The organism is Bradyrhizobium sp. MOS002 (assembly GCF_003020115.1).
Classification (GTDB): Bacteria; Pseudomonadota; Alphaproteobacteria; order Rhizobiales; family Xanthobacteraceae; genus Bradyrhizobium.
Genome location: NZ_PYFX01000004.1, coordinates 199,988 through 222,486, shown reverse-complemented (window position 1 = coordinate 222,486; position 22,499 = coordinate 199,988). Strand labels below are relative to the sequence as shown.

The window sequence follows — 22,499 nt, the reverse complement described above, 5'->3', positions numbered from 1 at the left end:
CCATGCCCATGCAATCCAGACTTGTCGCCTTTGTCGCCGCTGTCCTGTTGTCGGCGGGTGCCGCGCATGCTCAGCAAGGCGCCAAGAAGAACGCGGCTCCCTCTGCCCCGGCGGCACAGCCCGTACCGGCTCCGACGCAGCCGCAGGCTGACGGCGCCGCGGCGCAGCAGCCCGGCTGGGTCGTGCGCTGCACCAGCGTCAGCCGCGACGCACCGCTCGAATGCGCGATGGAGCAGAACGCGGTACTGACCAAGACCGGCCAGACCATCGTCCTGATCAACATCCGCATCGCGCCCGACACCCGCACACCGGTGGCGCTGCTGCAATTGCCGCTCGGCCTCAACCTTCCCATCGGCGCCAAGCTCCAGGTCGACGAGGGCAAGACGGTCGATCTCCCAATCCAGACCTGCGAGAACCGCGGCTGCTACGCCTCGACGCCGATCGCACCGGACCTGTTGGGCACTTTAAGGTCAGGCAAGCAGCTCAAGGTCTCCTTCCAGAACATGGCCAAGGAAACGATCGCGATCCCGATGCCGCTGGGCGATTTCGCGGCGGCCTACGACAAGATCAAGTAAAGGCTGCTCTCGCTTCCTCTTCGAGTGCACGCCTCTCACCTCGTCATTGCGGGCGCAGCGAAGCAATGCAGCAATCTTTCCGCGGGGGCAGTCTGGATTGCTTCGCTGCGCTCGCAATGACGGCGAGGAGGCAGCGACGCCTCTTCCCTCTCACTGCCGCGCCATCTACGCGTTGCCGACGGCGGCGCCGTCGGGCTTCTGGTCGTTGTGCATGGTCACGCTGACGCGCGAGAGCCGTCCGGTGAATTCGAACGGCGCCTCGTAATGCGACACGGGGCTGCAGCGCTCCCCGCCAGCTCGCCGTCGATCAGCAGCCGGTAGTCGGTAACGCCGGTGCGCGAACCCTTGCCCGACGGCACCTTGCGCTCCGAGCGGACGATCTGGTGACAGGTGCCGAGGTTGAGGTCGTGCACGAGATGACCGTCCTTGACGTAAAGGCTGTAGCCGGCAAGTGAAACGGCTAGCCACGATGCTGCATGAGCAAGCACCGATGTGTGGGCTGGGTCGGCGCCCTCACTCCACGGGGTCGCTCGCCCTCAGCAGCGTCGTGAAGCCGCCATAGATCATGCGCTTGCCGTCGAACGGCATGCCGTCCAACTTCAGCCGCGGGTCCGCCATCACCTTCTTGTTGACGGCGTCGCGAGTCTCCCGGTCGCGATAGACGATCCATGAGAACACCACGATCTCGTCCTCCTTCGCCATCACCGCGCGCGGAAACGAGGTGAGCTTGCCATAGGGCACGTCGTCGCCGATGCATTCGACATAATCGAGCGCACCGTGCTCCATCCAGATCGCGCAGGCCGTTTTCGCCAGCGCCTTGTAGGCCTCGATGTTGTCCTTCGGCACGGCCAGCACGAAACCGTCGACATAGGGCATCACGGATCTCCTTGGGTTGTGTGTCCGAAGGACGATCCGGCGCGTGACGATCCGACCAGGAAGCGTGATTTTCGGATGAGGCAAACGGTCGCGCGGAGCCGCAGCGATCCGCCGGAGCCGACCATCCCACGGCCCGCACGTCCCATGTGGACCGCAAAAACACCGCTGTGTCGCAGCGCTTGCCAGCCCACAGCCGAGCGGGTAGAAACCCTCCACGCCTGAGCCGTGATTTGCGCGATAAGCGCTGTCGGCCACAGCCGGACAAATCAACAAGTAATTGAATTTGTTCGGCTATTCCGTTGGGGAATGGTGTAACGGTAGCACAACAGACTCTGACTCTGTTTGTCTAGGTTCGAATCCTAGTTCCCCAGCCACGAAATCCATCATTCCAGTTCGATGACTTGGCCGGCCTCCCAAACGGAGGAGATTGGCATCTTCGGCGCAAATCGAAGGTGCCCGGCTTTACGCAAGCTTCACGTTGTCGATCTGATCGGCGGACCGATCGGCTTCCGGATAGAGGAAATGAAGCTTGCGAACGACCGGCCTACCCGTAACCCGGGTGACCAGTTCAGGTCGGTGCGCATAGAGCAGTTTCAGTGGATCGGGAATTTCCGGTGCCGGAGGACGCTCCCACACCTCGTTGCAGAACCCCAGCACCTCCGTGCTGTAAACACTCATGCAGACTTCCGAGAGAAGATAGTCGCGCTCGTGTTCACGCTCGCGATCGGGTTCGCTGCCCGAGCCAAACCGCTTGACCCGACGATCGATGAACTCCTCGATGGCCTCGGCGAGAAATGCGTCCGCCGATACCGCCTCCCGCAGCCGTGGCGCAAATTCTCTGAATTCGGCGGTCTCGGCGACTTCGTCCCAAAGGACAACGCGACCGGTCGCGCCGGCGCCGGCCTTGCGGGCAATCCGCTCAATGAGACTGGAGACCTGCTCTGCCTCCTTTCGAGCCTTGTTGGTCGCCGAATTGACGGTGAAGTAGCGCCCCGTGATCAGGCGATCCAGGACCAGGAGTCGGTCGGCAACGACGATCAGGTACTCTTGAGACCGCACGATGTATTTGTCGAACAGCGCCGTCACGCCGGCCGCCGTGCGATATCTGGTGTGAGGATAGAGGCACACCGGCACGAAATATCGGTCTTGCAGAATCATGTCCGCATCTCCTCGACTACAGATCCTACGGCAACGGGGGTCTTCACACCCGGCGGCACACCTGCGGGCGCCCGTGCCTCGCGCCGCCGCTTTGAAGACATGCGATTGTCATTGCTGCGCTCATCGACCCTGGCGTCGAAGACCGGCTTCTTCTTGGCGGAGAACTGGCCGACATAGCCTTCGTAGATCACGGCGTCCCCGTACCGGCGGATCAAGCCGAACTCTCCGACCTTGCAATAGCCTTCGCCGGAGGCCGCGTTCCATTTCACTGCCATGCCTTCGGGGAAGAGTTGCCATCGGCCCCGGCAACCCGCGGCCGTAATGTTCTTTTCCGTCCTGTTCGCAGCAAACAGCGACGCTTCGCACGCGTCATCGAGGACAACGGAAAACTCGGGCCCCTGCCGCGTGATCAGTTCAATGAGCTTTCCGGCAGCCGCAGGCAGCCGGCCACGTGTGATGTAGCGCTCCGCAACCTGCGCAATGAAGCACAAGACAAATGCAAACAAGCCGATCTGGGCTGCGATGAAAACGCTCGTGTAGGTACCGGTCAGACGGACCGCGTCAGTGAGGTCTATCTTGTTGCCTGTCGCAAACGCCGCGAGGCTCATGGGGATGCTCAGTCGGCTCGTCAGAAAGCCGATCAAGGCCATGATCAGCGCTCCCAGCGCCGCTCGGGCCGCCGTGCTGCGCCAAAATCCGTCTTCCATCAGGCGCCCGTCGCTTAGCACGACGACGATGGCCGCCATGACGGTTGCGAGCGGAAACCACGGAAGCGCCCCGCTGATCGCAGCTCCCGCCTCGGCCGATGACATCTTGGCGCCGATGACCGCAATGATCGACAGCGTGATGTTGCCGAGCACGGTTCCCACCATGATCGGCGTGACATAGCGGAGCAACGGCCTTTCGCGATTCAAATCGTTGAGATCGAACCATTCGCGTCGCGCAATTCTCGCGTTTCGAACCGCGAGCGCGCCAAAAATCGTGGAGAAATAGAATGCGGCCGTGAGCCACGTCCACGCAAAAAGTCCAAGCGTACCCGTCGGGATGCCAAGCCCGGGAAGCCAGTCACGGCCGACCCGCTCCACGACAAACTCGCTGAACGCCTGGGTTGAATAGCCGGTAAAGATCGACAACACCGCAAGGGAGATGAATGACAAGCCGGCGAGCGGACCAATGGCGTGCCCCTGCCCCCGGCCAGGCTCATCGGCGATAACGAAACCGAGCCTCGCCACGACATCCAGGCTGTCAGCCTCGTTCCTGACGGTGGAATGAACGCCGCAAGCGACAAATGTGTACAGCCGATCGCGAAGATCGCGAACTTCGCTGAGCGTTCCGAGATCCGTGGGGCTACTGCCCTTCAAGCACTCGCCGACGTGCTCGCGCACGAGCTCGACAAGCGCAATATGTTTTGCGGCGATGCTGTCGAGTTCGTCCCTGTAATTGGCAAAGAAGATCGGGTCAATCCCAACGCCGTCCCGCCTTCGTTCCGACAGAGCGGCGAGCACGTTCCCGACGCAATACCAGGTGTGGAGGATCTCGTCGTCGTCCCTCAGCTTGCTGAGGTCGCCGGTCAGCGGGCTCGCCGTCCCGGGCTGCGCCAAAAGCTTTTTGGTCTGGCATTGATAAACGCCCGGCTCGAAGTTGAACGGCGAACTACGCATCTGCGCCACGGTTCGACGGACGCAGTCGGGGATGCGCGCGACAGTATGCAGGAATCCACGAATGCGCTTCTCCAGCTCTTTGAGACCCGGCACGTTCTGGAGCGTGACCAGCGCCAGGGCAACCGCCAACGGAAACCCGTCGATCGTCTTTGACGAATCGTCACTCGCACGCATGCTGGCGAACGCATTGACGAGCCCCGGCACGAGCGAAAAAGCTATGTACACGACCATCATCGCCCCGACATAGGCCCACTTGGCGCGGGCATACCGACCGTAAGAGGTGGAGAATCGAGGCTTGTAGCGGAAGAAGTATTCCGACTGGCTGTCGCAACTCGGCTCGTCGAAGCGAGACCAGGAGTACATTCCGACCATCACAGCGCCGAAAGCGAACGCGATGATCCATTTTTCAGCGCTATCGAACATCATGGCGAGTACTCCTGTTTCCGACCATGCTTGTTTGGCTCCGCGATGGCGGAGTCATTTCCGGGGTCAATGGCGCTCCAGCGGTAATCATCGGCTTCCTGGAGGTTTGCGATCGCTTCCAGGACTCTTGGCGTATCGACGCCTTTTCAGATGATCCCCAAGAGCGGGTACTACCGACTACATTTTCATTGGCGAGTGAGTTGAGCGTGAATTGACCGTCAACGCTTCATTCAGTGGGAGTCGCAGACGCGGACGACGATTTCACCCTTGCCGTTTGCGATCATCACCTGGCCATAATCGTCCTGCGGCGGGCTTTCTTCATAGCGAAGCGGAATCGTTGTGATCGCTTCCTGTGCTTCGCCGCCCTGCGGCTGCGTGTTCACGTCGAGGATCAGGATCTTCGGGTTGACGCCCTGTGGCGAGCGCTTGGTCAACCGGGCCTGCCAGCCATTGGTCGGTACCCGCAGGTGGCCCGTCATGATCAGCTTGGGCGGCGCGCCCGGGGCGCGGTCGATCCAGGCCTTGAAGGTGTCTCTCAGCAGGACAGTCATGACGCGTCTCTCCTCTGCCAAGTTGGCGCGATCTTAAGTCCCGGACCCAACATAGGCCGACGAAGCGAAGCCGACCGTGAATGGCCCGTGAATGCGATGCGCGTGCCAGACGCCGTGCCGACGGCCGGGGTGTGATGCCCACGCAATACTGGCTCGGAGACATCGTCCGGCCGTGCCCGACCTTGTGCCGCTGAGCGCGGCATGTCGGAGGACGCGAACAGGTCAAATCCTACTCGCGCAAGAGTTGCCGGCGAGGTGGCAGCGGGCTCATGTGCGGGCGAAGGCGGCTGAAACCGGCCCATTCACGCTCGTTTCACGCCCGTCGGGTCGAAGTGAGGAGCATTTTTCATTTCGAACGTCCGGTCGCATTTCGATCAGTTCGCAACCCTTGACCATCTGGCAACCCAAGATGTACCATTTACCAATTGCAACAGATCCGGCGGGCTGCATTCCTGAGCTCACGTGTCATTGGCTTCACGGCCAACGCGAACCGATCATCTGCATTCCACCAAGCATCGGCTCCCTGGACCTGCCCTCCTACACTGTCGTCGACGATGTCGACGGGGGATGGGACGAGATGTCGGGAGTCAACGGCGACAAGGCGGTTGGCGAGGCCGAGACCGGCCGGCTAAGACTCAATATCATCGGAGCATTTTCAGCGTCGGTGGACGAACAAGAGATCGGCCTCAGCCGAAAGGCGCAAGCGCTTCTCGGCTACATGATGCTCTCCTCGGCTCGGCAGTTACCCAGGACCAAATTGGTCGGGCTGCTCTGGAGCGAGAAGGAAGACCCGCTCGCGAAGGGGTCGCTGCGTCAATCGCTCAGCCAGATCCAGCGCGAACTCAAGGCGCGCGGCTGCACGCATTTCCATGCAGACCAGATGCACGTGGCGCTGGATATCGAACACGTGGCGTGCGATGTGATGGAAATCGTCGCGAATGCAGAGCGTGGCATTGTCCACCCGCTCCTGCTCTCACGCGAGCGCCTGACCGACGATATCCTCGACGATCTGGAAGGCGTAGATCCCGCACTTTCGGAATGGCTTGCGGAGACGCGACCGCTGATTCACGAACGGCTGATCGACGCGCTGACGAGGCTGTTGCCCGATGAGGCCGAGACAATCGTTACGGCCACGGCGGAGGCTGCGGCGAAGGCGATCTTCCGGCTGGATTCCGAGAACGAGCGGGCCGTTCGTGTCCTTATCAAGAGCCACACAACGGCCGGCAGTATCGGAGCGGCACTCGCGGTCTACGCGCGGCTCTGGCGCCAGCTCGAAGATACCTACGATATCGAGCCGCATAAGCTCACACAGGACCTGATCACCGGCCTGCGACAGCAGCAGCCCGAGACCCTCGCACGGCCAGCTCCCTCCCCTGTGGCCGCCCCTGCGGTCGGTCTGGCCGGGCTCGCCGTCAGCCGTCCGTCGGTCGCCGTTCTCCCCTTTCGCGCACTGACGCCAGCTCTGGAGCCACAATTCACGATCGGCATCGTCGACAGCGTCGTCCAGGCCCTGTCGAGCTTGAAAGAGCTGTTCGTCATCTCCCGGGGATCGACGATGATCTCGATGTCGCAGACGCCGGATCTGCGCGCGATCGGCCGCGATCTCAATGCGCAATATCTGCTTCATGGAAGCATTCAGCGCGTCGGCGACATGATCCGGATATCCACCGAACTCGTTGCGGCCGAAACGGTCGAAGTGGTTCGCGTCGACCGTCTAAGCGGAACCGCAGCCGACGTCTTCGACCTGCAGGATCGCATCGCTGTCGAGGTGATACGTTCGCTCGCGCCGCAAGTCCGTGATCGGGAGCTTCATCGCGCAATGCAAAAGAGACCCGATGATCTCGACTCCTATCAGTTGGCTCTGGTCGGCTACGACCAGATGTTCAGTCCGGACTACACGACATTCGTGACGGCACGAACCAATTTCGAACGGGCGCATGTCCTCAGCCCCGATTGGGCGCCGCCGCTGTCGTACAGCGCCATCTGGCACATGCAGCGCGTGGCCCGCGGATGGTCCGCGAACGCGCCGAACGAGCTCGACACCGCGCGGGCGCTCGCCGAACGGGCGCTGGAGCGCAACTCGGCCGACCCGCTCGCCAATGCCGTCGGCGGCTACACGCTGTCGCAGTGCAAGCACGATCATGCCGGCGCCCTCAAGCAGCTCGATCGTGCGATCGAGCTCACGCCGAACCTGGCGCTCGCATTCGCATATCGTGCCGCCGTGAATGTCCGCTGCGAGCGGCATGAGGACGCGCTCGCCGATGCGGCGATCAATCTGCGGCTGTCGCCACGAGACAGGCACGCCTGGTTTGCGGAGATGATCGCAGCTCAGGCACACTTTTCAAAGAATGACCTGAACTCGGCCATCGAACACGCGACACGAGTCGCGACCCTGCTGCCCAGCAACCAGGTGAATCTGCGCATTCTCGTCGCCGCACTAGTGGAGAGCGAACGTCTCGACGACGCGCAGACTTTTGCGGGACCACTCATGACGGCCGGCCAGCTCGATCTGAAATGGATCGCGACCTCGCCATGGCCGAAGCCGACCCTGGCGCGCATCGAAGCAGCGCTCGCGCGGCTGGCATCGGCAATTCGGCAAGGAAACACCTAGAGCAGCACCGATAGATCGCAACAGAGGAGGCACATATGGCAGGCGGATACGGAGGATATGGCGGGTATGGCGGCTACGGAGGGTATGGTGGATACGGGGGGTATGGCGGGTATGGAGGATACGGCGGCACCGGTGGATCCGGCGGCGCCATGTTCGCCGACCGGGTCGATCGCCCGTTCGTAAGCGAACGCGATATCAAGGGCGCCAGGTTCGATGCCACCGGCTTTGGCATGAGGCTCTGGTCGACCCGGTGGTACGCATGGGTCGTGATGTCCGATCTTGCCAGTCAGGCGGATTGGCTCAAAAGGCTCGGTGGATTTTCCCTGCTCGGCAAGGGTCCGACCCCATGGGACGCGGACCTCGAGAACGACATCGGCATATTGAGAAACATGGCAGTCAATGAACGCGCGACTGCCATGGACGAAATCGTCACCGAGGCTGACGAGTTCATCAGCAAATTCCTGCATCTCGTGTCCGCGACAGCGACGACACACCCGGCGACATCGCGCATGCTGATCGTCGCGGACGCGCTGACAGCGTTGATTTCGATGCACTACAAGGCGCATTTCAATCGCCCCCGCCCGACGCAGGTGGTTCCCGGATTCATGTCGCCGATCCCGCACGGCGGACATGCGTCTTTCCCGAGCGGTCACGCCACTCAATCCCATGTCTTCGCGGCGCTTCTTACCGAGGTCATGCCGCAAACGCTCGGTGTTGCCGCTCCCGCCCCGGGCGCCGCCGGTCGAACAACGATCGGAAAGACGCTTGTCGCCCTTGCCGACAGGATTTCGCGGAACCGCGAAATCGCTGGCCTTCACTATCCGTCCGATACGAGGGCGGGAGTGAAACTCGGCGCGGCAATCACCGAAAAAATTCTCCTGGACAAGACATACCTGCCGAAGTTCGCAAAGCTCGTCGAAAACGCCAAAGGCGAGTGGAGGGACACCGGCGTCTTCGACGAGGGGAAGGAAACCGGAGGAAAGAAAAATGTTCGAGATTGATCGGTGCGGCCTCTACGAACTCGTGCCTGCCGACATCAACCTGCTCGAGGCGTCCCCCGCCGATCTCGATCGCTACGGCATTCCGCAAAAGCCGGATGTCGTCACGGAGCCGGAATTATTCCGGTTCTGGACAGAACTCGTTTCGGGGCCGTTTTCGGCAAGGCAGCCGACGTTCGGCAGCATCGATCCACCGTCCCTCGGAGGGGCGCTTCAATCGATGCTGAATTGGTCGGGGGCGCTCATTTCCACACCCTGGCCTCAGCAGATCGTCTTCGCAGCAGCCGGATGGAACGTGCCGGATGTGCGTCGGCCATCCGCGTCGGCCCTGGACACGCACGCTGACGATCCAAAATCGTTGTTGTGGGTGGGTCTTGACGGCCGCAACGGTGCGCTACCAAATATTTCCTTACCTCAGATCGGTACCGGCCACTGGCCCAATCGCAAGCCCAAACACTTTGCGTGGTGGGATTGGTGGCACAACACGCCGTCGGATGAGGCGACCAAGAAGTCACCAGCGCTCCCGAAGCCGCAGGCGATCACGTTGATCGACAACCTCGCAATCGAGACAGGCGATAAAATCCTCGCCGGTCTCGCGGTTCAGGTCAGCGGAGACATTCTGTACTTCATCAAGAACCAGAGCACCGGTGAGTTCCGTTCGTTTCTCGCCCCACCGCCGCCTGGCGAGATCGAACCGCTCGGATCATCAGTGGAATGGGTGATGGAGCGGCCGACGGACCCCGACAGCCGCGATCTGTTCCCGCTTCCGGACTATGATCCCGTGAAGTTCAGGTACTGCGTGGCCCGGGCTGCGGATGGAGCGATCGGGTCAGGCCGCATGATGACGCTCGAAGACAACGCGCTCATGATCGAGATGCGCGAGACTTTCGCCAATCCCGAGCGTACCGTCATTGTGTCACGTCCGGAGCTGCGGCAGGAGACTCCAGACGGCCCGATCGGCGTCACCTGCACTTTCCAGGATCCCATGATGTGAGCGAATGTAGCGCGTTTCAGGCCGGATCGCGCGGAAGCGGCCAAGTCGTGATCCGGCCCATCACGGGTGTCAAAAGACCAGCGACGCAACGCCTCTACTCCAGCTTGATGTTCGCGGCTTCGATCACGTTCTTCCAGCGCGCCGTTTCCGCGGCGATGTAGGCCGCGAACGGTTCGGAATCCACCGCAACCGCGGCTGCACCAAGCTCGGCCATCTTCTGCACCGTCTCCGGCTGCTGCATGAAGGCGCGAATCTCGGCCGAGAGCTTTTCGACGATCGGCTTCGGCGTCGCGGCGGGGACGAAGAAGCCGTGCCAGGCCACGGCCTCGAAGCCGGGCAGGAATTCGGCAACGGCAGGCATTTCCGGATCGAAGGCGGCGCGCTTGGGCGTTGCGGTCGCAAGCATCGCGAGCTGGCCGGTCTTCACCTGCGGCAGCAGCAGCGGGACGTTATCGAAGGCGAGATCGATCTGGCCACTCAGCAGATCCGTCAGCATTTGGCTCGAGCCCTTGTAGGGCACGTGCACCATCTTGGTGCCGGTCATCTGCTGAAACAACTCGCCGGCAAGATGCTGCGAAGTGCCGACGCCGGCCGAGCCGAACGAGACCTTGTCCGGGTTCGCCTTGAGATAGGCGATCAGTTCCGGCACGGTGCGCGCCTTGATCTTGTCGGGGTTGACGACGAGAACGTTGGGCACGACGCTGATCTGGGCAACCGGCGCCAGATCCTTGTCCGGTTGGTAACTGAGCTTCGGTCCGTAGAGAGTGGGGTTGATTGCGAGCGCGGACGTGCTGGCAAGCCCGAGCGTGATGCCGTCGGGCGCCGACTTCGCCAGCCGCGTCACGCCGAGGATCGAACCGGCGCCGCCGACATTCTCGACCACGAACGGCTTGCCGAACTTCATCTGAAGATGGTTCGAGACCATACGCGCGAAAATGTCCGCGGTGCCGCCGGCGGCGAAGGGAACGATCACCGTCACCTGCTTGGACGGATAGCCGTCCTGGGCGTTCGCCGGCGACGTCGCCAGCAGCATGAGCGAGGCAAGAACAAGCCGCATCGATCTCATCGAAGTTCCCTCTGCATTTTCTGTTGTTGATTGGCTGCCGCGCGCGTGCGCGGAGATGGCTAGAACGCGACCTCGTACATGTTCAGGATCGCATCCCGGCCGAGGTCGCGCGGATTGTTGTCGAGCAGGCGGCGAATGGCGTGCGCCTCGTCAGCCATCACGCCGAGGTCGTCGCGGGGCACGCCGAGCGCGGACAGCCGCATCTCGATTCCGAGATTCCTGCAGAACCCATACGTCGCCTCGAATGCAAGCTTCGCATCGCTCCGCGCCGGCAGTCCGAGTGCCGCCAGCACCGCCACCGTCTTCGCCTCTGCCGCCGGCATGTTGAACGCCAGCGTATGCGGGAAGATCACAGCGCAGGCGAGCCCGTGCGCCACATGATGGCGCGTGCCGAGCGGATAGGCCACCGCATGGCCGGCGGTCGTGTTCACCGGCCCGAGGCAATAGCCGCCGTACAGCGAGGCCAGCGCCAGACCCGCGCGCGCCTCGCGATCGCCGCCGTCGGCAACCGCGCGCTTGAGATATTGGCCGACCAACCGGGCGCCCTCAAGCGCGTAGAGGTCGATCGCCGGATGCGCCTTGCGGCTGGTATAGGCCTCGACGCAATGCGCCAGAGCATCGACGCCGGTGGCGGCAGTGACCTCCTTCGGCACGGTCATCGTCAGGTCCGGATCGACGATGGCGATATCTGCCAGCATGAAACGGCTCTGCACCGCCTGCTTGTTCTGGCTGACGGGATCGGTGACGAGCGCGCGGGTGCCGGCCTCGCTGCCGGTGCCCGACGTGGTCGGAATCTGCATCAGCGCCACGCTGCGGCCGGCCACCTTCTCGGGACCGACGATATCGGCAAAGGCCACCTCGGAGATACACAGCACCGCGACCAGCTTGGCGACATCCATCGCACTGCCGCCACCGAAGCCGATGACGAGATCGGGTTTGACGTCGCGCGCCATCGCCACGGCCTTGTCGAGATTTGGCAGGTCCGGCTCGGGCTTTACCTCGCCGAACACCTTCACTGCACCCGGCAGCGCCAGCGTGTCGACACGGCGCGCGTTGAACGGGTCGGAAATCACGAGCGGTCGTTTGGCGCCGATGCGCTCGGCGAAGCGCGCCGCTGCGGCGATCGTGCCGCAGCCGAACTCAAGGACGGTCGGACGAAGGATTTCGATGGGTGTGAAAGCGTTGGTCATCGTCGCGCTTGATCTCATGATTTGGATGCGGAGGCGCCAGCGGCCAGCCGTTCGGCATAGTCGATGGCCTCGATCAGGCTGTGCTCGTTGGCGATGCCCTTGCCGGCGATGTCGAAAGCGGTGCCGTGATCGACGGAGGTGCGGATGATCGGCAGACCCAGCGTGATGTTGACGCCGGAGAGCTCCTGCCAGCGGCCGGTCGCGGGATCGACCTGGAAACCGAGCAGTTTGACCGGGATGTGCCCCTGATCGTGATACATCGCCACCACGGCATCGTACTGGCCGGCGCGCAGCTTGACGAAGACGGTGTCGCCGGGCACGGGGCCGACGATATCGAGGCCGTCGGCGACCGCTTTCGCAATCGTCGGCGCGGACACGTCGATATCCTGCCGGCCGAACAGGCCGCCCTCGCCGGCGTGCGGATTGAGCGCGGCGACGGCGATCTTCGGCTTGGCGATGCCGAGCCTGAGCAGCGCATCGTTGGTGAGGTCGATGACCATGCGCAGGCGCTCCGGCGTCAGACGCTTCGGCACGTCCTCCAGCGCCACGTGGGTCGAGACATGGCTGACGCGCATGTTGCCGTGGGCGAGCAGCATCACCGAGCCGCGCACACCGGTGAGATGCGCCAGCATCTCGGTATGACCGGGGAAATGATAGCCAGCCTTGTTGAGCGCTTCCTTGTTGAGCGGTGCCGTGACAATGGCCGAGGTCCGTCCCGCCTGCGTCAGGCGGACGCCCTGCTCGATCGCCTTGTAGGCAAAACGGCCGCCATCGGCCGAGAGCACGCCGGGCTTGATCGGGTCGCCTTCGACGTCGGCCTGGAGGAAGCACAAGTTTGGCCAGTCGCGATCGTCGGGTGTAACCTCAGGGATCGTAATGCCCGCACCGAGCGCGGCTTTCGCACCATTAAGTGCCGCGCCGCTGCCGATGATCAACAGACGCAGATCGCCCGTCGCGATCCGGTCCTTCAGGCCGACGCAGGCCTTGACGATGATCTCCGGCCCGATTCCGGCCGGATCGCCCATGGTGATGGCAAGATGGCGAGAAGTCATGGCGGACTCTCCGTGTTGAGCAAATGATTGGTCCGAAGCAGATCGCGCCACAGCTCGCTGGGGCCGAACGCGCCGGATTTCGAGATCACATCGACGCCGGCCCAGCGGCCGCCCTGCAAGATCGAGCGCGGCAATCCCGGCACGATACGTCCTGTCACATGCAGCGCATGCGCGCCGAGGGCAACGCATGCGGCCTTCAAAGTCTCTCCGCCGGCAACGATCAGTGTGCCCGGCGGTTCAAGTGCCGCGATCAGCGTCGTCATCTCGCGCGCGATCCGCCGTGCCGCCTCGGCGCGGGTCAGACCGTCGGCGAGGGAGAACTTGACCAGCGCCACGCCGTCGACGGCCAGCTTGCGTTGGACGCGCGGCGCGCCCTCGGCTTCCGCAAGCGCGATGGTCGCCTCACCGCATGCTGCAAGCTGGGCGGCGGTGGCAACCTGGTCGGAGCCGAACAGCCCCAGCACCGGCAGTTTCAACCGGTCCGGCGCATCGGCGCGATGACTGCGGGCGAGTGCGCCGGCCAGCCCACCGCTTCCGCACCAGAGCACGGGCCCCGGCATGCGCCGTCCCATCTCGACCACACGATCGAGCTCGATATCGCTCTCGGCATCGAAGACCTGAACGCCGCCTTGCGAGAGCGTATCGGCCCGGCCCCGCCGCGCTTCGATGCCCTCCACCTGCAACTGGGTCAGGAGATTTTCTCCGACGCGATGCCACTCGCCTTGCACCGTACGCGCAAATTGCTGGCCACCCACGGTGCGGCGCCCCTGATAGTCGAAGGCAGGCGCGACAACGCACGATGCCCAATGGCCGCCGCGCAGGCAGGCCCCGAGCTCGGCGGCCCATGCACCACGCAGCAGGCTGTCGACCTTCTTGTAGGCGATCGTCCCACCCTGAAGCCGCGGCGCCAGCCGTCCGACGATCTCGATGCTCTCCGCCTTCGACCGCTCGCGGCTGCCGCTGTCGATCGCGAGGCTTCCGGATTCCTGCGACGCAGACGCTTCCGGCCATGTGACGTTGAACGGTCCGCACAGGCCGACAAACTCCGCGGCCGTGTCGAGCGCACCGGTGAGATCATCGGCAAGCAGCCGGACGCTCGTCATCGTCGCTCGCCCCCGACATTGAAGATCTTGCCCGGATTCATCAGGCCCTTGGGATCGAGCAGATGCTTGATATCGCGCATCAGCTCGATATCGATGGGATCGGTGACGCGGGCGAGCCGGCTGCGATTGGTGATCCCGATGCCATGCTCGGCACTGATCGCCCCGCCCTGCGCCGACGTCTCGTCGTCGACGATCTCGTTGATCTGCGCGACAAGCGCGGCCGTGGCGTTTGGATCCTGACAACGCGCGCGATCGATCAGGGCGATCACATGGATGTTGCCGTCGCCGATATGGCCGTGCATCACGACGCGCGCATGCGGCACGGCGGCGTTGATCCGGGCCTCGACCTTGGTGACGAAGGCAGCCTGACGCTCCAACGGCACCACGCTGTCGTGCGACACGACATAGCCGCTGCGCTTGTTGCCTTCGGACACGCTGTGCCTGACGGCCCAGATCGCCTTCGCCTGCGCCAGGTTGGACGCCAGGATGACGTCCTCGGCGAGCCCCGCCTCCATCGCATCCACCAGCACCGTGCCGAGCGGCTCATCGAGGTCAACGCCCGCGAGCGTGTCGGTCAGCTCGACGATCAGATACCACGGCGTCGTCAGCTCGAACGGGATCGTGACATGCGGCACGGTCTCCGCAATCGCCTCGATCTGTGATCGCGACATGATCTCGAGGCTGCCGAGCCGGTCGCCGACCGCACCGCGCAGGCGTTGCATGATCTCGAGCGCCTGCTCGACGCCCTGCAATTTGAGCAGTGCCAGTGCCGAGCTGCGCGGTGGCGAGAACAATTTCAACACGGCAGCAGTGACAATGCCGAGCGTCCCCTCGGCGCCGATGAAGAGCTGCTTGAGCGCGTAACCCGTGTTGTCCTTGCGAAGCGCACGCAGGCCGTTGAAAATTCTCCCGTCGGGCAGCACGACCTCTAGCCCGAGCACGAGATCGCGCGTCGGCCCATAGCGCAGCACGGCCGTGCCGCCGGCATTGGTCGAGATGTTGCCGCCGATCTGGCAGGAGCCCTCGGCACCTAAGCTCAGGGGGAAATAGCGATCGACGTCCCGGGCCGCATTCTGCACCTCGGCGAGAATGCATCCGGCCTCGACCGTGATGGTGTTGGCAAGCGGGCTGACGTCACGCACGGCCCGCATGCGGTCGAGCCGGATCACGACGTTGGCCGCACGCTCGTTCGGCGTCGCGGCGCCGCACATGCCGGTGTTGCCACCTTGCGGTACGATCGCGAGCTGCCTTGCAGCACAGAACTCGACGACGGAGGCGACCTCTGCGGTCGAGCCGGGCTTCACCACGGCGGCGGCGCGACCGTGATAACGCCCGCGCCAGTCCACCACATAGGGCTCCTGATCGGCCCCGGACGCGATGACGTGCTTGTCGCCGACGATGGCGGCAAGCCCGGTCAAAGCATCACGGAAAGGGTCGGACATCGGATCGCCTCGTCGCGCGCCGCGCTAGGCGGCGATTGCCGTCGCATTCACGAGCAGCTGTTTGACCTGCTCCGGCGGCAAGGATTCCAGCGGCGGACGCAGGCGCTGCCATCCGGCATGGCCGGTGCGCTCGGCCACCAGCGCCTTCAGCGAGGCCATTTGCGGGAAACGCGAGACCAATTCGCGCGCTTTCACGATGCGCGCCTGCGCAGCCTTGAGTGCCGCATCGTCGTCGCTGTCGCGAAAATGCTTGTAGACATAGGCGAGATCGCGCGCGACGAGATTGGACGTCGCCGTGATGCAGCCGGCGCCGCCCTTGCGCAGCAGCGGCAACAGCAGCGGATCAGCCCCGACCAGGACTGAAAAGCCCGGGAAGCGGTCGACCATCGCGGTCATGTTGACGAAGTCGCCGGAGGAATCCTTGATGCCGGTGAAGGTCGACGGATAAGCCGCGCGCAGCCGTTCGATCAGCGCATGCGAGATCGGCTGCGCCGACATCTGCGGGATGTGATAGAGCACGACCTTGAGGCTGGCATCGCCGATGCGCTGCACGACTTCGCTGTATGAGGCGAAGATGCCGTCATCGGTGACGCCCTTGTAGTAGAACGGCGGCAACATCACGACGGTATCGACGCCGACCGAGAGCGCGTGGCGCGTCAGGGCAATGGTCTCACTGAGCGCGGCAACGCCCGTGCCGGGCAGCAGCCGCTGCGGCGCGATGCCGGCGGCGACCACCGCCTCGAGCAGTGCGATGCGCTCGGCAGCCGAAAAGGAGTTGGCCTCGCCGGTCGTGCCCAGCAACGCGATGCCGTCGCAACCTTCGTCCAACAGGTAGCGGCAATGCGCGACGAAGCGCGCATGATCGGGGACGAACTCGGCGTCGAGCGGCGTCAGCGCGGCGGAGAACACGCCATGAGGGTGCAGCGATGATGTCGACAAACTTCCTCCGATCGCCAAATCGATATTGTTCGGAATGCGAACATTTGTTATTGGCTTGACCTGTCGTAAAATCAGCTTGCCGCCACGTCAAGGGCGACATGTCATGGCGAGACATTAGAGCATGGCCAAGATCGAAAAGAAGGCCACGAAGCGCGCACCGGAAACGCCCCCGAAGAATCCCAAGAACTATGTCGCTTCCGTCGGCAAGGCCTTCGCTGTGCTCAAGGGCTTCACCAGCGAGGCCTTCGAGTTGACCCTGAGTGAGATTGCCGCACGCGCCGATCTCGATCGCGGGACGGCGTTCCGGCTGATCCAGACCTTGGTCGAGCTCGGCTATGTCCAGGCGGTTCCGCAAAGCCGCCGGTTCCGCCTCGGGGTGGCCTGTCTCGACCTTGGCTACACCGTGCTGTCGCACGGATCGTTGCGGCCGATCGTCGAGCCGCTGCTGCGCGATCTCGTGCCTGATATCGGCGATGCGGCCTCGCTCGGGATCCTCGACGGCGGCGACGTGATCTATCTCGCGCGCATCGGCGCGGGCCTCGACCGCCACAAGATGGATCGCCGGCCGGGCGCGCGCATTCCCGCCTACAGCGCCGCGCTCGGCCATGCCATGCTGGCGCATCTGGCGCGGGACGAGCAGATCGCGCGACTGGAAGCGCGCCCTCGCGTCAAACTGTCGGAGCGAACGCTGACCGATCTCGATGCCCTGCTCGCCCGGCTCGATCAGGTGAAGAAGAAGGGCCATGCCGTCTCCGACGGCGAGAACGCCTATGGCCTGCGTACGCTGGCAACGCCGATCTTCGACGCCCGGGGTCTCGTGATCGGGGGATTGAGCGTCACTGTCGATGCGATGCGCATGGACATGCCGACCTTCCGCGACCAGGCGCTGCCGAGGCTGATGCAGGCGACCCGAGAGGTGCAGGACCTCGCGATCAAGTCGGGATTGACGAGCTGAGAGCGGTCGCTGCGGCTAAATCACGATGTGATCGAAGTCGGCGGCGATCCGCGTGTTTGGAAAGATCCTTGTCGCTTCGGCCAGAATCTCCTCGTCCGGATAACGCCCCGACATGTGATTCAGCACGAGTTGCCCGACGTTGTTCGCGGCGGCAAATGAAGCCGCCTCGCGTGCGGTGAGGTGGCCATAGTCTCGTGCAGTCGCGGCGTCGCGATCGAGGAAGGTCGCCTCGATTACCAGCAGATCGACGTCGGCGACATGTCTGGACAGCCCGTCGGTGGTTTCGGTGTCGCCGATTACGACGAGATTCCTGCCGCCGCTCGGTGGTCCCAGCACGTCTTCCGGATCGATCGTGCGGCCTGCGATCACGACCGGTCGTCCCGCGGCCAGTTCTCCGCGTAGCGGCCCATCGGGAACACCGAGTTCAGCGAGACGCTCCCGCTCAAGATGGCGACGTGCGGGGCTCCGGAAGGAAAAACCAAAGCTGTCGGTGTCACGGTGGCGGACCGGAAAGCAATCGATGGTGAAGTCGCCGGCGTCGATAACCCGTCCTTCGGTCAGCGGCGCGAACTCCACAGGGATCGGCGCCCTGCCCGCGCCCCACAGGCCGGCAAGCATGCGGATGATGATATCGAGCGTACCCTGCCCTCCATGGAAGGTCATCGCGTCCGATTGCTGGCGCAACCCCAATGTTGAAAAGAGACCGGGGACGCCGAGCACGTGATCAAGATGGGCATGCGTCAGCAGGATGCGGTCAAGCCGCCGAAACCCCGCACCGCTGCGCAGCAACTGGCGCTGCGTACCCTCGCCGCAATCAACCAGGATACGCTTGCCCGCCGCCTCTACCAGGAGAGCCGGATGGTTGCGCTCCGCCGACGGAACGCTGGCCGAGGTCCCAAGGAATGTCAGGGCGAACATGCTCGTCAGTATCCAGGCTTCACCGCTCCCAAATGCCACGCAAGCACCAGCGCGTACAGGCCCATCGATCCCGCATAGAGCGCGTCAAGCCGTGCGTATATCCCGCGATCCGGCGGCCGAGCCCTGCCTTCGGCGTCCTGACCGGCGGGCAGATCTGGTTCCCGTTGCGCGGCCTCCTCATTCCATCCATCAAATTGCATGTTCGATACAAGGATCTATTTGCAGCCGAACGACATCGACACGGCGGGGCGAGACAATGGAGATCGTGATGCAACCGGGACTGGCCGCAGATGCCACTGACTGGGACTACGGTTCGATCAGCACACTGCTGAGCGCCCTGCACGCGCGCAAGGTTTCTGCGTCGGAGTTGATCGAGCATACGATCGCGCGCATCGAGGCGCTGGACGGGCGGATCAATGCCGTCGTCGTTCGCGATTTCGATCGCGCAAGAGACACCGCACGCGCCGCCGATGCCGCGCTTGGCCGCGGCGAGCGGCAGCCATTGCTCGGCATTCCCGTGACGTTGAAAGAACCGTTCAACGTCGCCGGCCTGCCGACGACATGGGGCTTTCCGCATTTCAGGGATTTCCAACCGCCGGAGGACGCCCTTGTCGTCTCGCGGTTGAAGGCGGCGGGCGCTGTCATCATCGGCAAGACCAACATCCCGATCGGTCTGCGGGATTTTCAGAGCTACAATGAGATCTACGGGACGACGAACAATCCGTGGGATCTCGGCCGATCGCCCGGCGGCTCCTCAGGCGGATCGGGCGCGGCGCTGGCCGCGGGATTCGGTCCGCTCTCGATCGGCTCGGATATCGGCGGCTCGATCCGGGTGCCCGCGCATTTCTGTGGTGTGTTCGGACACAAGCCGAGCCTCGGCCTGGTCCCGCTACGCGGATACAGCCTGCCGCCGGCGCCGCCCGTGCCTGGCCAGGGCGATCTGGCTGTCGTCGGGCCGATGGCGCGTACTGCCTCGGATCTCGCGCTCGCGCTCGACGTGATCGCCGGCCCCGACGAGGCGCGCGACGGGATCGGCTATCGTCTTGCATTGCCGGCCCCGCGCCACGACCAGCCCAGGGATTTCAGGATCCTCGTGATCGATACGCATCCGTTGATGCCGACAGGTGACGCGGTGCGCTCAGCCATTGGACGATTGGCTCAGCGGCTCGAACGATCAGGCGCGCGGGTTGCGCGCTCAAGCACGTCGCTGCCCGACCTCGCCGAATCCGCGCGGCTCTACATGAAGCTGCTGAACGCGGCGCGAAGTCCACGCCTGACACCGGCCGCCCTCGCAGAGGCGCAAGGAGTTGCCGCGGCACTCTCGCCCGACGACCGCAGCCTGCAGGCCGAGCGCGCGCGCGGCTGGGCGATGGTCCATCGTGAATGGCTGGCGACCGATGCGACCCGACTGCAGCTGCAACAACGATGGCAGGAGCTGTTCCGCGATTTCGATTCAGTGATCTTCCCGGCCGCCGCCGTGCCAGCCTTTCCACAAGACCAGTCCGAGCCGTTCGACGCGCGGCAACTCGACATCGATGGACAGCTCCACAACTACTCCGATGCGTGCTTCATCTGGGCGGACCCCGCTTCGACCTGCGGACTGCCTGCGACCGCCGTTCCGATCGAGCGCACAGCTTCGGGCCTGCCGATCGGCGTGCAGATCATCGGTCCTTATCTCGAGGACCGCACTACGATTGGGCTCGCCGGACTGATTGAACGCGAGTTCGGCGGCTTCGTCCCGCCGCCGTCGCTGCCTGCCACGCAATCGGTGAGATGATAGAGGCGAAGACGCCAACGGTCGTCATGTTCTTGCAGTCGACTGCGCCTCGACTGCCTGCACCGCCACGCTCGCGACCTGCTGCAATGCCTCGCGGTCGGAGCCCGAAGATGCCATCACGCCCATGCCGACCGAGACGGCCGAGACGTAGCGCGCGAGTGCCGCGGGATCCGAGGTCGGCTTGAGATCGCCTTCGGCCTTGGCGCGGATGAAACGGTCGCGAAGCTGGTCCTCGTTCTGGCTGCGGCGGGCGGCGAGCTCGAAGGGGACGCTTTCTGAACCTGTGCCGCATGCAATGCCGCCCTGCACGAGCAGGCAACCGGGCGGGTTGGCGGGATCGGTCTGCTTGTCGGCGATGCCCATCAGCATCCGCTCGGCGACGTCGCGGGCGGTGGGTGCCGCCACCACCTCGTCCATCCAGACGTTGCGCAGTTTGGTATAGCGGTCGAGCGCGGCCTTCAGCAGCCCTTCCTTGTTGCCGAAACAGGCATAGAGGCTGGGCGGATTGATGCCCATGGCCTCGGTCAACTGAGCGATTGTGGCACCCTCATAGCCATGGCGCCAAAACACTTCCATCGCCTGGTCCAGCGCCGTTTCGGCGTCGAATTCGCGGGGGCGTCCCATGCCCATGTGCCTGTTCTCCTCGAAATCGGCGCCGTCCCTCAGCGTAACGCCTGACCCTATCTATTTGTTCTCGCTTTATTTTCTCTTCCGCTTGCTAACTCTTGCGGTAAGGGGCTACAATTTTCTTAGTGAATGTTACATAAGTATCTTGCGCTGCGGTATCCAGCTCCACATCTGTAGTGAACACTACATATCTGGAGCGCGCAAATGCATCCCTCGCAAAACACCGCCCAAAATGCTCGCCGCACCGGCCGTTTCCGCCGCCTTCTCGGCGGCGTGGCCATCGTGGGCGCCCTCGCCGTAGCTGGCTCGATTGCGACCGGCCATTACTTTCGTTCAGCCCAGGCGACGGCAACGGCCGCTGCGGCTGAACAAGCCGTCTCAGTCACCGTCGCGATGATCGAGCCGCGGCAGACCGTGCTGTGGGACGACTTCTCCGGCCGGCTGGAAGCCATCAACCGCGTCGAGCTTCGTCCGCGCGTCGCGGGTGCGATCCTCGCGACCAACTTCACCGAAGGCGCCCTGGTGAAGGCCGGCGACATCCTGTTCAAGATCGACCCGGCCCCCTACGCGGCCGAGGTCGACAAGGCCGCGGCCCAGCTCGAAGCTGCGAAAGCGCGCGTCGTGTTCACGCAGAGTGAGCTCGAGCGCGGCGCGCAGCTCGTCGGCAACGCCGTGGTCACCCGGCGCGACTACGACCAGCGCGACAATGCCAACCGCGAGGCCATCGCCAACGTGAAGGCGGCCGAGGCGACGCTCCAGACCGCAAAGCTCAATCTCGATTACACCGAGGTGCGTGCACCCGTGGATGGCCGCGTCGGCAAGATCGAAATCACGGTCGGCAATCTCGTCGCCGCCGGCACCGCCTCCCCCGTGCTGACCTCGCTGGTCTCGGTCAACCCGATCTATGCGTCATTCGACGCGGATGAAGAGCTGGTGGTGCGCGCGTTGAACTCGATTTCCGAGGTCTCCGGCAAGCGCGGCAATCTTGACCAGATCCCGGTCGCGATGGCGACCTCCGGCGGCCTCTCGGCGAAGGGCCACATCCAGCTCATCGACAACCAGGTCAACGGCCAGAGTGGCACCATCCGTGTCCGCGCGGTGTTCGACAACGAGGACGGGCGTCTCATCCCCGGCCAGTTCGCCCGCGTGCGCATGGGCCAGCCCAAGCAGCAGTCGCTGGTCATGATCGACGAACGCGCGATCGGCACCGACCAGGACAAGAAGTTCGTGATGGCGGTCGGCGACGACAGCCGTGCGGTCTACCGGCCGATCACGCTCGGTGGCTCCGTGGACGGGTTGCGTATCGTGACAGCCGGGCTGAAGACCGGCGACCGCATTATCGTCAACGGCCTCCAGCGCGTGCGCCCGGGTGCCCTGCTCAAGACGGAGATCGCGGCAATGGGCGCGCGCGGGCCGCAGCAGGCATCCAACCACAGCAATCAGGACGTCGTGCAGCGTTGATGTTCGCCGTCATTCCGGGGCGAGCGTAGCGCGAACTAAGGTGCGCAATTGCGCACCTGGGAACCTCGAGCTTTAGAAACTCCGATCACATCACCTCTGGATTCCGGGTTCGCGCGCTTGGC

Annotated in this window: 19 protein-coding genes and 1 tRNA gene; 8 read left to right on the top strand and 12 right to left on the bottom strand. The window is 63.9% G+C overall.

The genetic code is table 11. The features are described 5' to 3' along the window. The first annotated feature begins 2 nt into the window (after nt 1-2). Nucleotides 3-575: an invasion associated locus B family protein gene (locus C7G41_RS13945; RefSeq protein ID WP_199198366.1), complete on the top strand. Its 573-nt coding sequence runs from the start codon at nt 3-5 to the stop codon at nt 573-575. Between the two features lie 513 nt (nt 576-1,088). On the opposite strand, the gene C7G41_RS13935 is transcribed toward C7G41_RS13945, so the two are convergent. Continuing rightward, nucleotides 1,089-1,451, bottom strand: a complete 363-nt coding sequence (locus tag C7G41_RS13935) for a DUF1428 family protein (protein ID WP_199198365.1) — start codon at nt 1,449-1,451, stop codon at nt 1,089-1,091. A gap of 300 nt (nt 1,452-1,751) precedes the next feature. On the opposite strand from C7G41_RS13935, the gene C7G41_RS13930 reads away from it, so the two are divergent. Next, nucleotides 1,752-1,825: transfer RNA gene (locus C7G41_RS13930), tRNA-Gln, on the top strand. An 88-nt stretch (nt 1,826-1,913) separates the two neighbouring features. On the opposite strand, the gene C7G41_RS13925 is transcribed toward C7G41_RS13930, so the two are convergent. The 3 genes from C7G41_RS13925 to C7G41_RS13915 form a co-directional block, all read right to left on the bottom strand. Then, nucleotides 1,914-2,609 (bottom strand): tRNA-dependent cyclodipeptide synthase, encoded by a 696-nt coding sequence (locus tag C7G41_RS13925; protein WP_106943125.1) that lies wholly within the window; start codon nt 2,607-2,609, stop codon nt 1,914-1,916. Then, on the bottom strand, nt 2,606-4,696 hold the full coding sequence (locus C7G41_RS13920) for a hypothetical protein (protein WP_106943124.1): 2,091 nt from the start codon (nt 4,694-4,696) through the stop codon (nt 2,606-2,608). The genes C7G41_RS13925 and C7G41_RS13920 overlap by 4 nt, the downstream gene beginning before the upstream one ends. Before the next feature lie 227 nt (nt 4,697-4,923). Further along, a complete protein-coding gene (locus C7G41_RS13915; RefSeq protein ID WP_106943123.1) occupies nt 4,924-5,244 on the bottom strand; it encodes a hypothetical protein in 321 nt (106 codons plus the stop codon). Nucleotides 5,245-5,515: 271 nt separating this feature from the next. Here C7G41_RS13915 and C7G41_RS13910 point away from each other — a divergent pair, with 271 nt between their 5' ends. Genes C7G41_RS13910 through C7G41_RS13900 form a run of 3 tightly spaced genes read left to right on the top strand, consistent with a single transcriptional unit; the run spans nt 5,516 to nt 9,847 of the window. Further along, the gene (locus C7G41_RS13910) at nt 5,516-7,855 is read left to right on the top strand and encodes a BTAD domain-containing putative transcriptional regulator (protein ID WP_158268006.1); all 2,340 of its coding nucleotides are present in this window, start codon (nt 5,516-5,518) and stop codon (nt 7,853-7,855) included. 35 nt (nt 7,856-7,890) lie between these two features. Next, on the top strand, nt 7,891-8,856 hold the full coding sequence (locus C7G41_RS37770; protein ID WP_199198364.1) for a phosphatase PAP2 family protein: 966 nt from the start codon (nt 7,891-7,893) through the stop codon (nt 8,854-8,856). Continuing rightward, nucleotides 8,843-9,847, top strand: coding sequence for a G1 family glutamic endopeptidase (locus C7G41_RS13900; RefSeq protein WP_106943121.1), 1,005 nt, complete (start codon nt 8,843-8,845; stop codon nt 9,845-9,847). The genes C7G41_RS37770 and C7G41_RS13900 overlap by 14 nt, the downstream gene beginning before the upstream one ends. Before the next feature lie 94 nt (nt 9,848-9,941). Here C7G41_RS13900 and C7G41_RS13895 read toward each other — a convergent pair whose 3' ends face one another. The 6 genes from C7G41_RS13895 to C7G41_RS13870 form a co-directional block, all read right to left on the bottom strand. Further along, the gene (locus C7G41_RS13895) at nt 9,942-10,904 is read right to left on the bottom strand and encodes a tripartite tricarboxylate transporter substrate binding protein (RefSeq protein ID WP_199198363.1); all 963 of its coding nucleotides are present in this window, start codon (nt 10,902-10,904) and stop codon (nt 9,942-9,944) included. 68 nt (nt 10,905-10,972) lie between these two features. After that, nucleotides 10,973-12,103 carry an iron-containing alcohol dehydrogenase gene (locus tag C7G41_RS13890; RefSeq protein ID WP_106943119.1) on the bottom strand — a complete coding sequence of 377 codons (1,131 nt, stop codon included), beginning with the start codon at nt 12,101-12,103 and terminating at the stop codon, nt 10,973-10,975. A 14-nt stretch (nt 12,104-12,117) separates the two neighbouring features. Continuing rightward, nucleotides 12,118-13,155, bottom strand: a complete 1,038-nt coding sequence (gene pdxA / locus C7G41_RS13885) for a 4-hydroxythreonine-4-phosphate dehydrogenase PdxA (RefSeq protein ID WP_106943118.1) — start codon at nt 13,153-13,155, stop codon at nt 12,118-12,120. Further along, a complete protein-coding gene (locus C7G41_RS13880; RefSeq protein ID WP_106943117.1) occupies nt 13,152-14,258 on the bottom strand; it encodes a four-carbon acid sugar kinase family protein in 1,107 nt (368 codons plus the stop codon). The genes pdxA and C7G41_RS13880 overlap by 4 nt, the downstream gene beginning before the upstream one ends. Continuing rightward, a complete protein-coding gene (locus C7G41_RS13875; protein ID WP_106943116.1) occupies nt 14,255-15,700 on the bottom strand; it encodes an FAD-binding oxidoreductase in 1,446 nt (481 codons plus the stop codon). Before C7G41_RS13875 ends, C7G41_RS13880 begins: the two co-directional genes overlap by 4 nt. 24 nt (nt 15,701-15,724) lie before the next feature. Next, complete coding sequence (locus tag C7G41_RS13870) at nt 15,725-16,639, bottom strand: dihydrodipicolinate synthase family protein (protein ID WP_199198362.1); 915 nt, start codon at nt 16,637-16,639, stop codon at nt 15,725-15,727. A gap of 121 nt (nt 16,640-16,760) precedes the next feature. Here C7G41_RS13870 and C7G41_RS13865 point away from each other — a divergent pair, with 121 nt between their 5' ends. Further along, the gene (locus tag C7G41_RS13865) at nt 16,761-17,594 is read left to right on the top strand and encodes an IclR family transcriptional regulator (protein ID WP_106943114.1); all 834 of its coding nucleotides are present in this window, start codon (nt 16,761-16,763) and stop codon (nt 17,592-17,594) included. Nucleotides 17,595-17,609: 15 nt separating this feature from the next. Here C7G41_RS13865 and rnz read toward each other — a convergent pair whose 3' ends face one another. Then, nucleotides 17,610-18,512 carry a ribonuclease Z gene (gene rnz / locus C7G41_RS13860; RefSeq protein ID WP_106943113.1) on the bottom strand — a complete coding sequence of 301 codons (903 nt, stop codon included), beginning with the start codon at nt 18,510-18,512 and terminating at the stop codon, nt 17,610-17,612. Between the two features lie 268 nt (nt 18,513-18,780). Between rnz and C7G41_RS13855 the strand changes: the two genes are divergently transcribed. Then, nucleotides 18,781-20,289 (top strand): amidase, encoded by a 1,509-nt coding sequence (locus C7G41_RS13855; RefSeq protein ID WP_245446533.1) that lies wholly within the window; start codon nt 18,781-18,783, stop codon nt 20,287-20,289. 24 nt (nt 20,290-20,313) lie between these two features. Here C7G41_RS13855 and C7G41_RS13850 read toward each other — a convergent pair whose 3' ends face one another. Continuing rightward, a complete protein-coding gene (locus C7G41_RS13850; RefSeq protein WP_106943111.1) occupies nt 20,314-20,919 on the bottom strand; it encodes a TetR/AcrR family transcriptional regulator in 606 nt (201 codons plus the stop codon). Nucleotides 20,920-21,120: 201 nt separating this feature from the next. On the opposite strand from C7G41_RS13850, the gene C7G41_RS13845 reads away from it, so the two are divergent. Continuing rightward, nucleotides 21,121-22,377 carry an efflux RND transporter periplasmic adaptor subunit gene (locus C7G41_RS13845; protein WP_106943110.1) on the top strand — a complete coding sequence of 419 codons (1,257 nt, stop codon included), beginning with the start codon at nt 21,121-21,123 and terminating at the stop codon, nt 22,375-22,377. Nucleotides 22,378-22,499: the final 122 nt, after the last annotated feature.

Coding starts and splice junctions, on each gene's coding strand:
- C7G41_RS13925 (WP_106943125.1), bottom strand. CDS start 2,609: ATGATTCTGCAAGACCGATATTTCGTGCCGGTGTGCCTCTATCCTCAC.
- C7G41_RS13845 (WP_106943110.1), top strand. CDS start 21,121: ATGCATCCCTCGCAAAACACCGCCCAAAATGCTCGCCGCACCGGCCGT.
- pdxA (WP_106943118.1), bottom strand. CDS start 13,155: ATGACTTCTCGCCATCTTGCCATCACCATGGGCGATCCGGCCGGAATC.
- C7G41_RS13855 (WP_245446533.1), top strand. CDS start 18,781: ATGCAACCGGGACTGGCCGCAGATGCCACTGACTGGGACTACGGTTCG.
- C7G41_RS13900 (WP_106943121.1), top strand. CDS start 8,843: ATGTTCGAGATTGATCGGTGCGGCCTCTACGAACTCGTGCCTGCCGAC.
- C7G41_RS13945 (WP_199198366.1), top strand. CDS start 3: ATGCCCATGCAATCCAGACTTGTCGCCTTTGTCGCCGCTGTCCTGTTG.
- C7G41_RS13880 (WP_106943117.1), bottom strand. CDS start 14,258: ATGACGAGCGTCCGGCTGCTTGCCGATGATCTCACCGGTGCGCTCGAC.
- C7G41_RS13895 (WP_199198363.1), bottom strand. CDS start 10,904: ATGCGGCTTGTTCTTGCCTCGCTCATGCTGCTGGCGACGTCGCCGGCG.
- C7G41_RS13935 (WP_199198365.1), bottom strand. CDS start 1,451: ATGCCCTATGTCGACGGTTTCGTGCTGGCCGTGCCGAAGGACAACATC.
- C7G41_RS13850 (WP_106943111.1), bottom strand. CDS start 20,919: ATGGGCATGGGACGCCCCCGCGAATTCGACGCCGAAACGGCGCTGGAC.
- C7G41_RS13865 (WP_106943114.1), top strand. CDS start 16,761: ATGGCCAAGATCGAAAAGAAGGCCACGAAGCGCGCACCGGAAACGCCC.
- C7G41_RS13920 (WP_106943124.1), bottom strand. CDS start 4,696: ATGATGTTCGATAGCGCTGAAAAATGGATCATCGCGTTCGCTTTCGGC.
- C7G41_RS13890 (WP_106943119.1), bottom strand. CDS start 12,103: ATGACCAACGCTTTCACACCCATCGAAATCCTTCGTCCGACCGTCCTT.
- C7G41_RS37770 (WP_199198364.1), top strand. CDS start 7,891: ATGGCAGGCGGATACGGAGGATATGGCGGGTATGGCGGCTACGGAGGG.
- rnz (WP_106943113.1), bottom strand. CDS start 18,512: ATGTTCGCCCTGACATTCCTTGGGACCTCGGCCAGCGTTCCGTCGGCG.
- C7G41_RS13875 (WP_106943116.1), bottom strand. CDS start 15,700: ATGTCCGACCCTTTCCGTGATGCTTTGACCGGGCTTGCCGCCATCGTC.
- C7G41_RS13915 (WP_106943123.1), bottom strand. CDS start 5,244: ATGACTGTCCTGCTGAGAGACACCTTCAAGGCCTGGATCGACCGCGCC.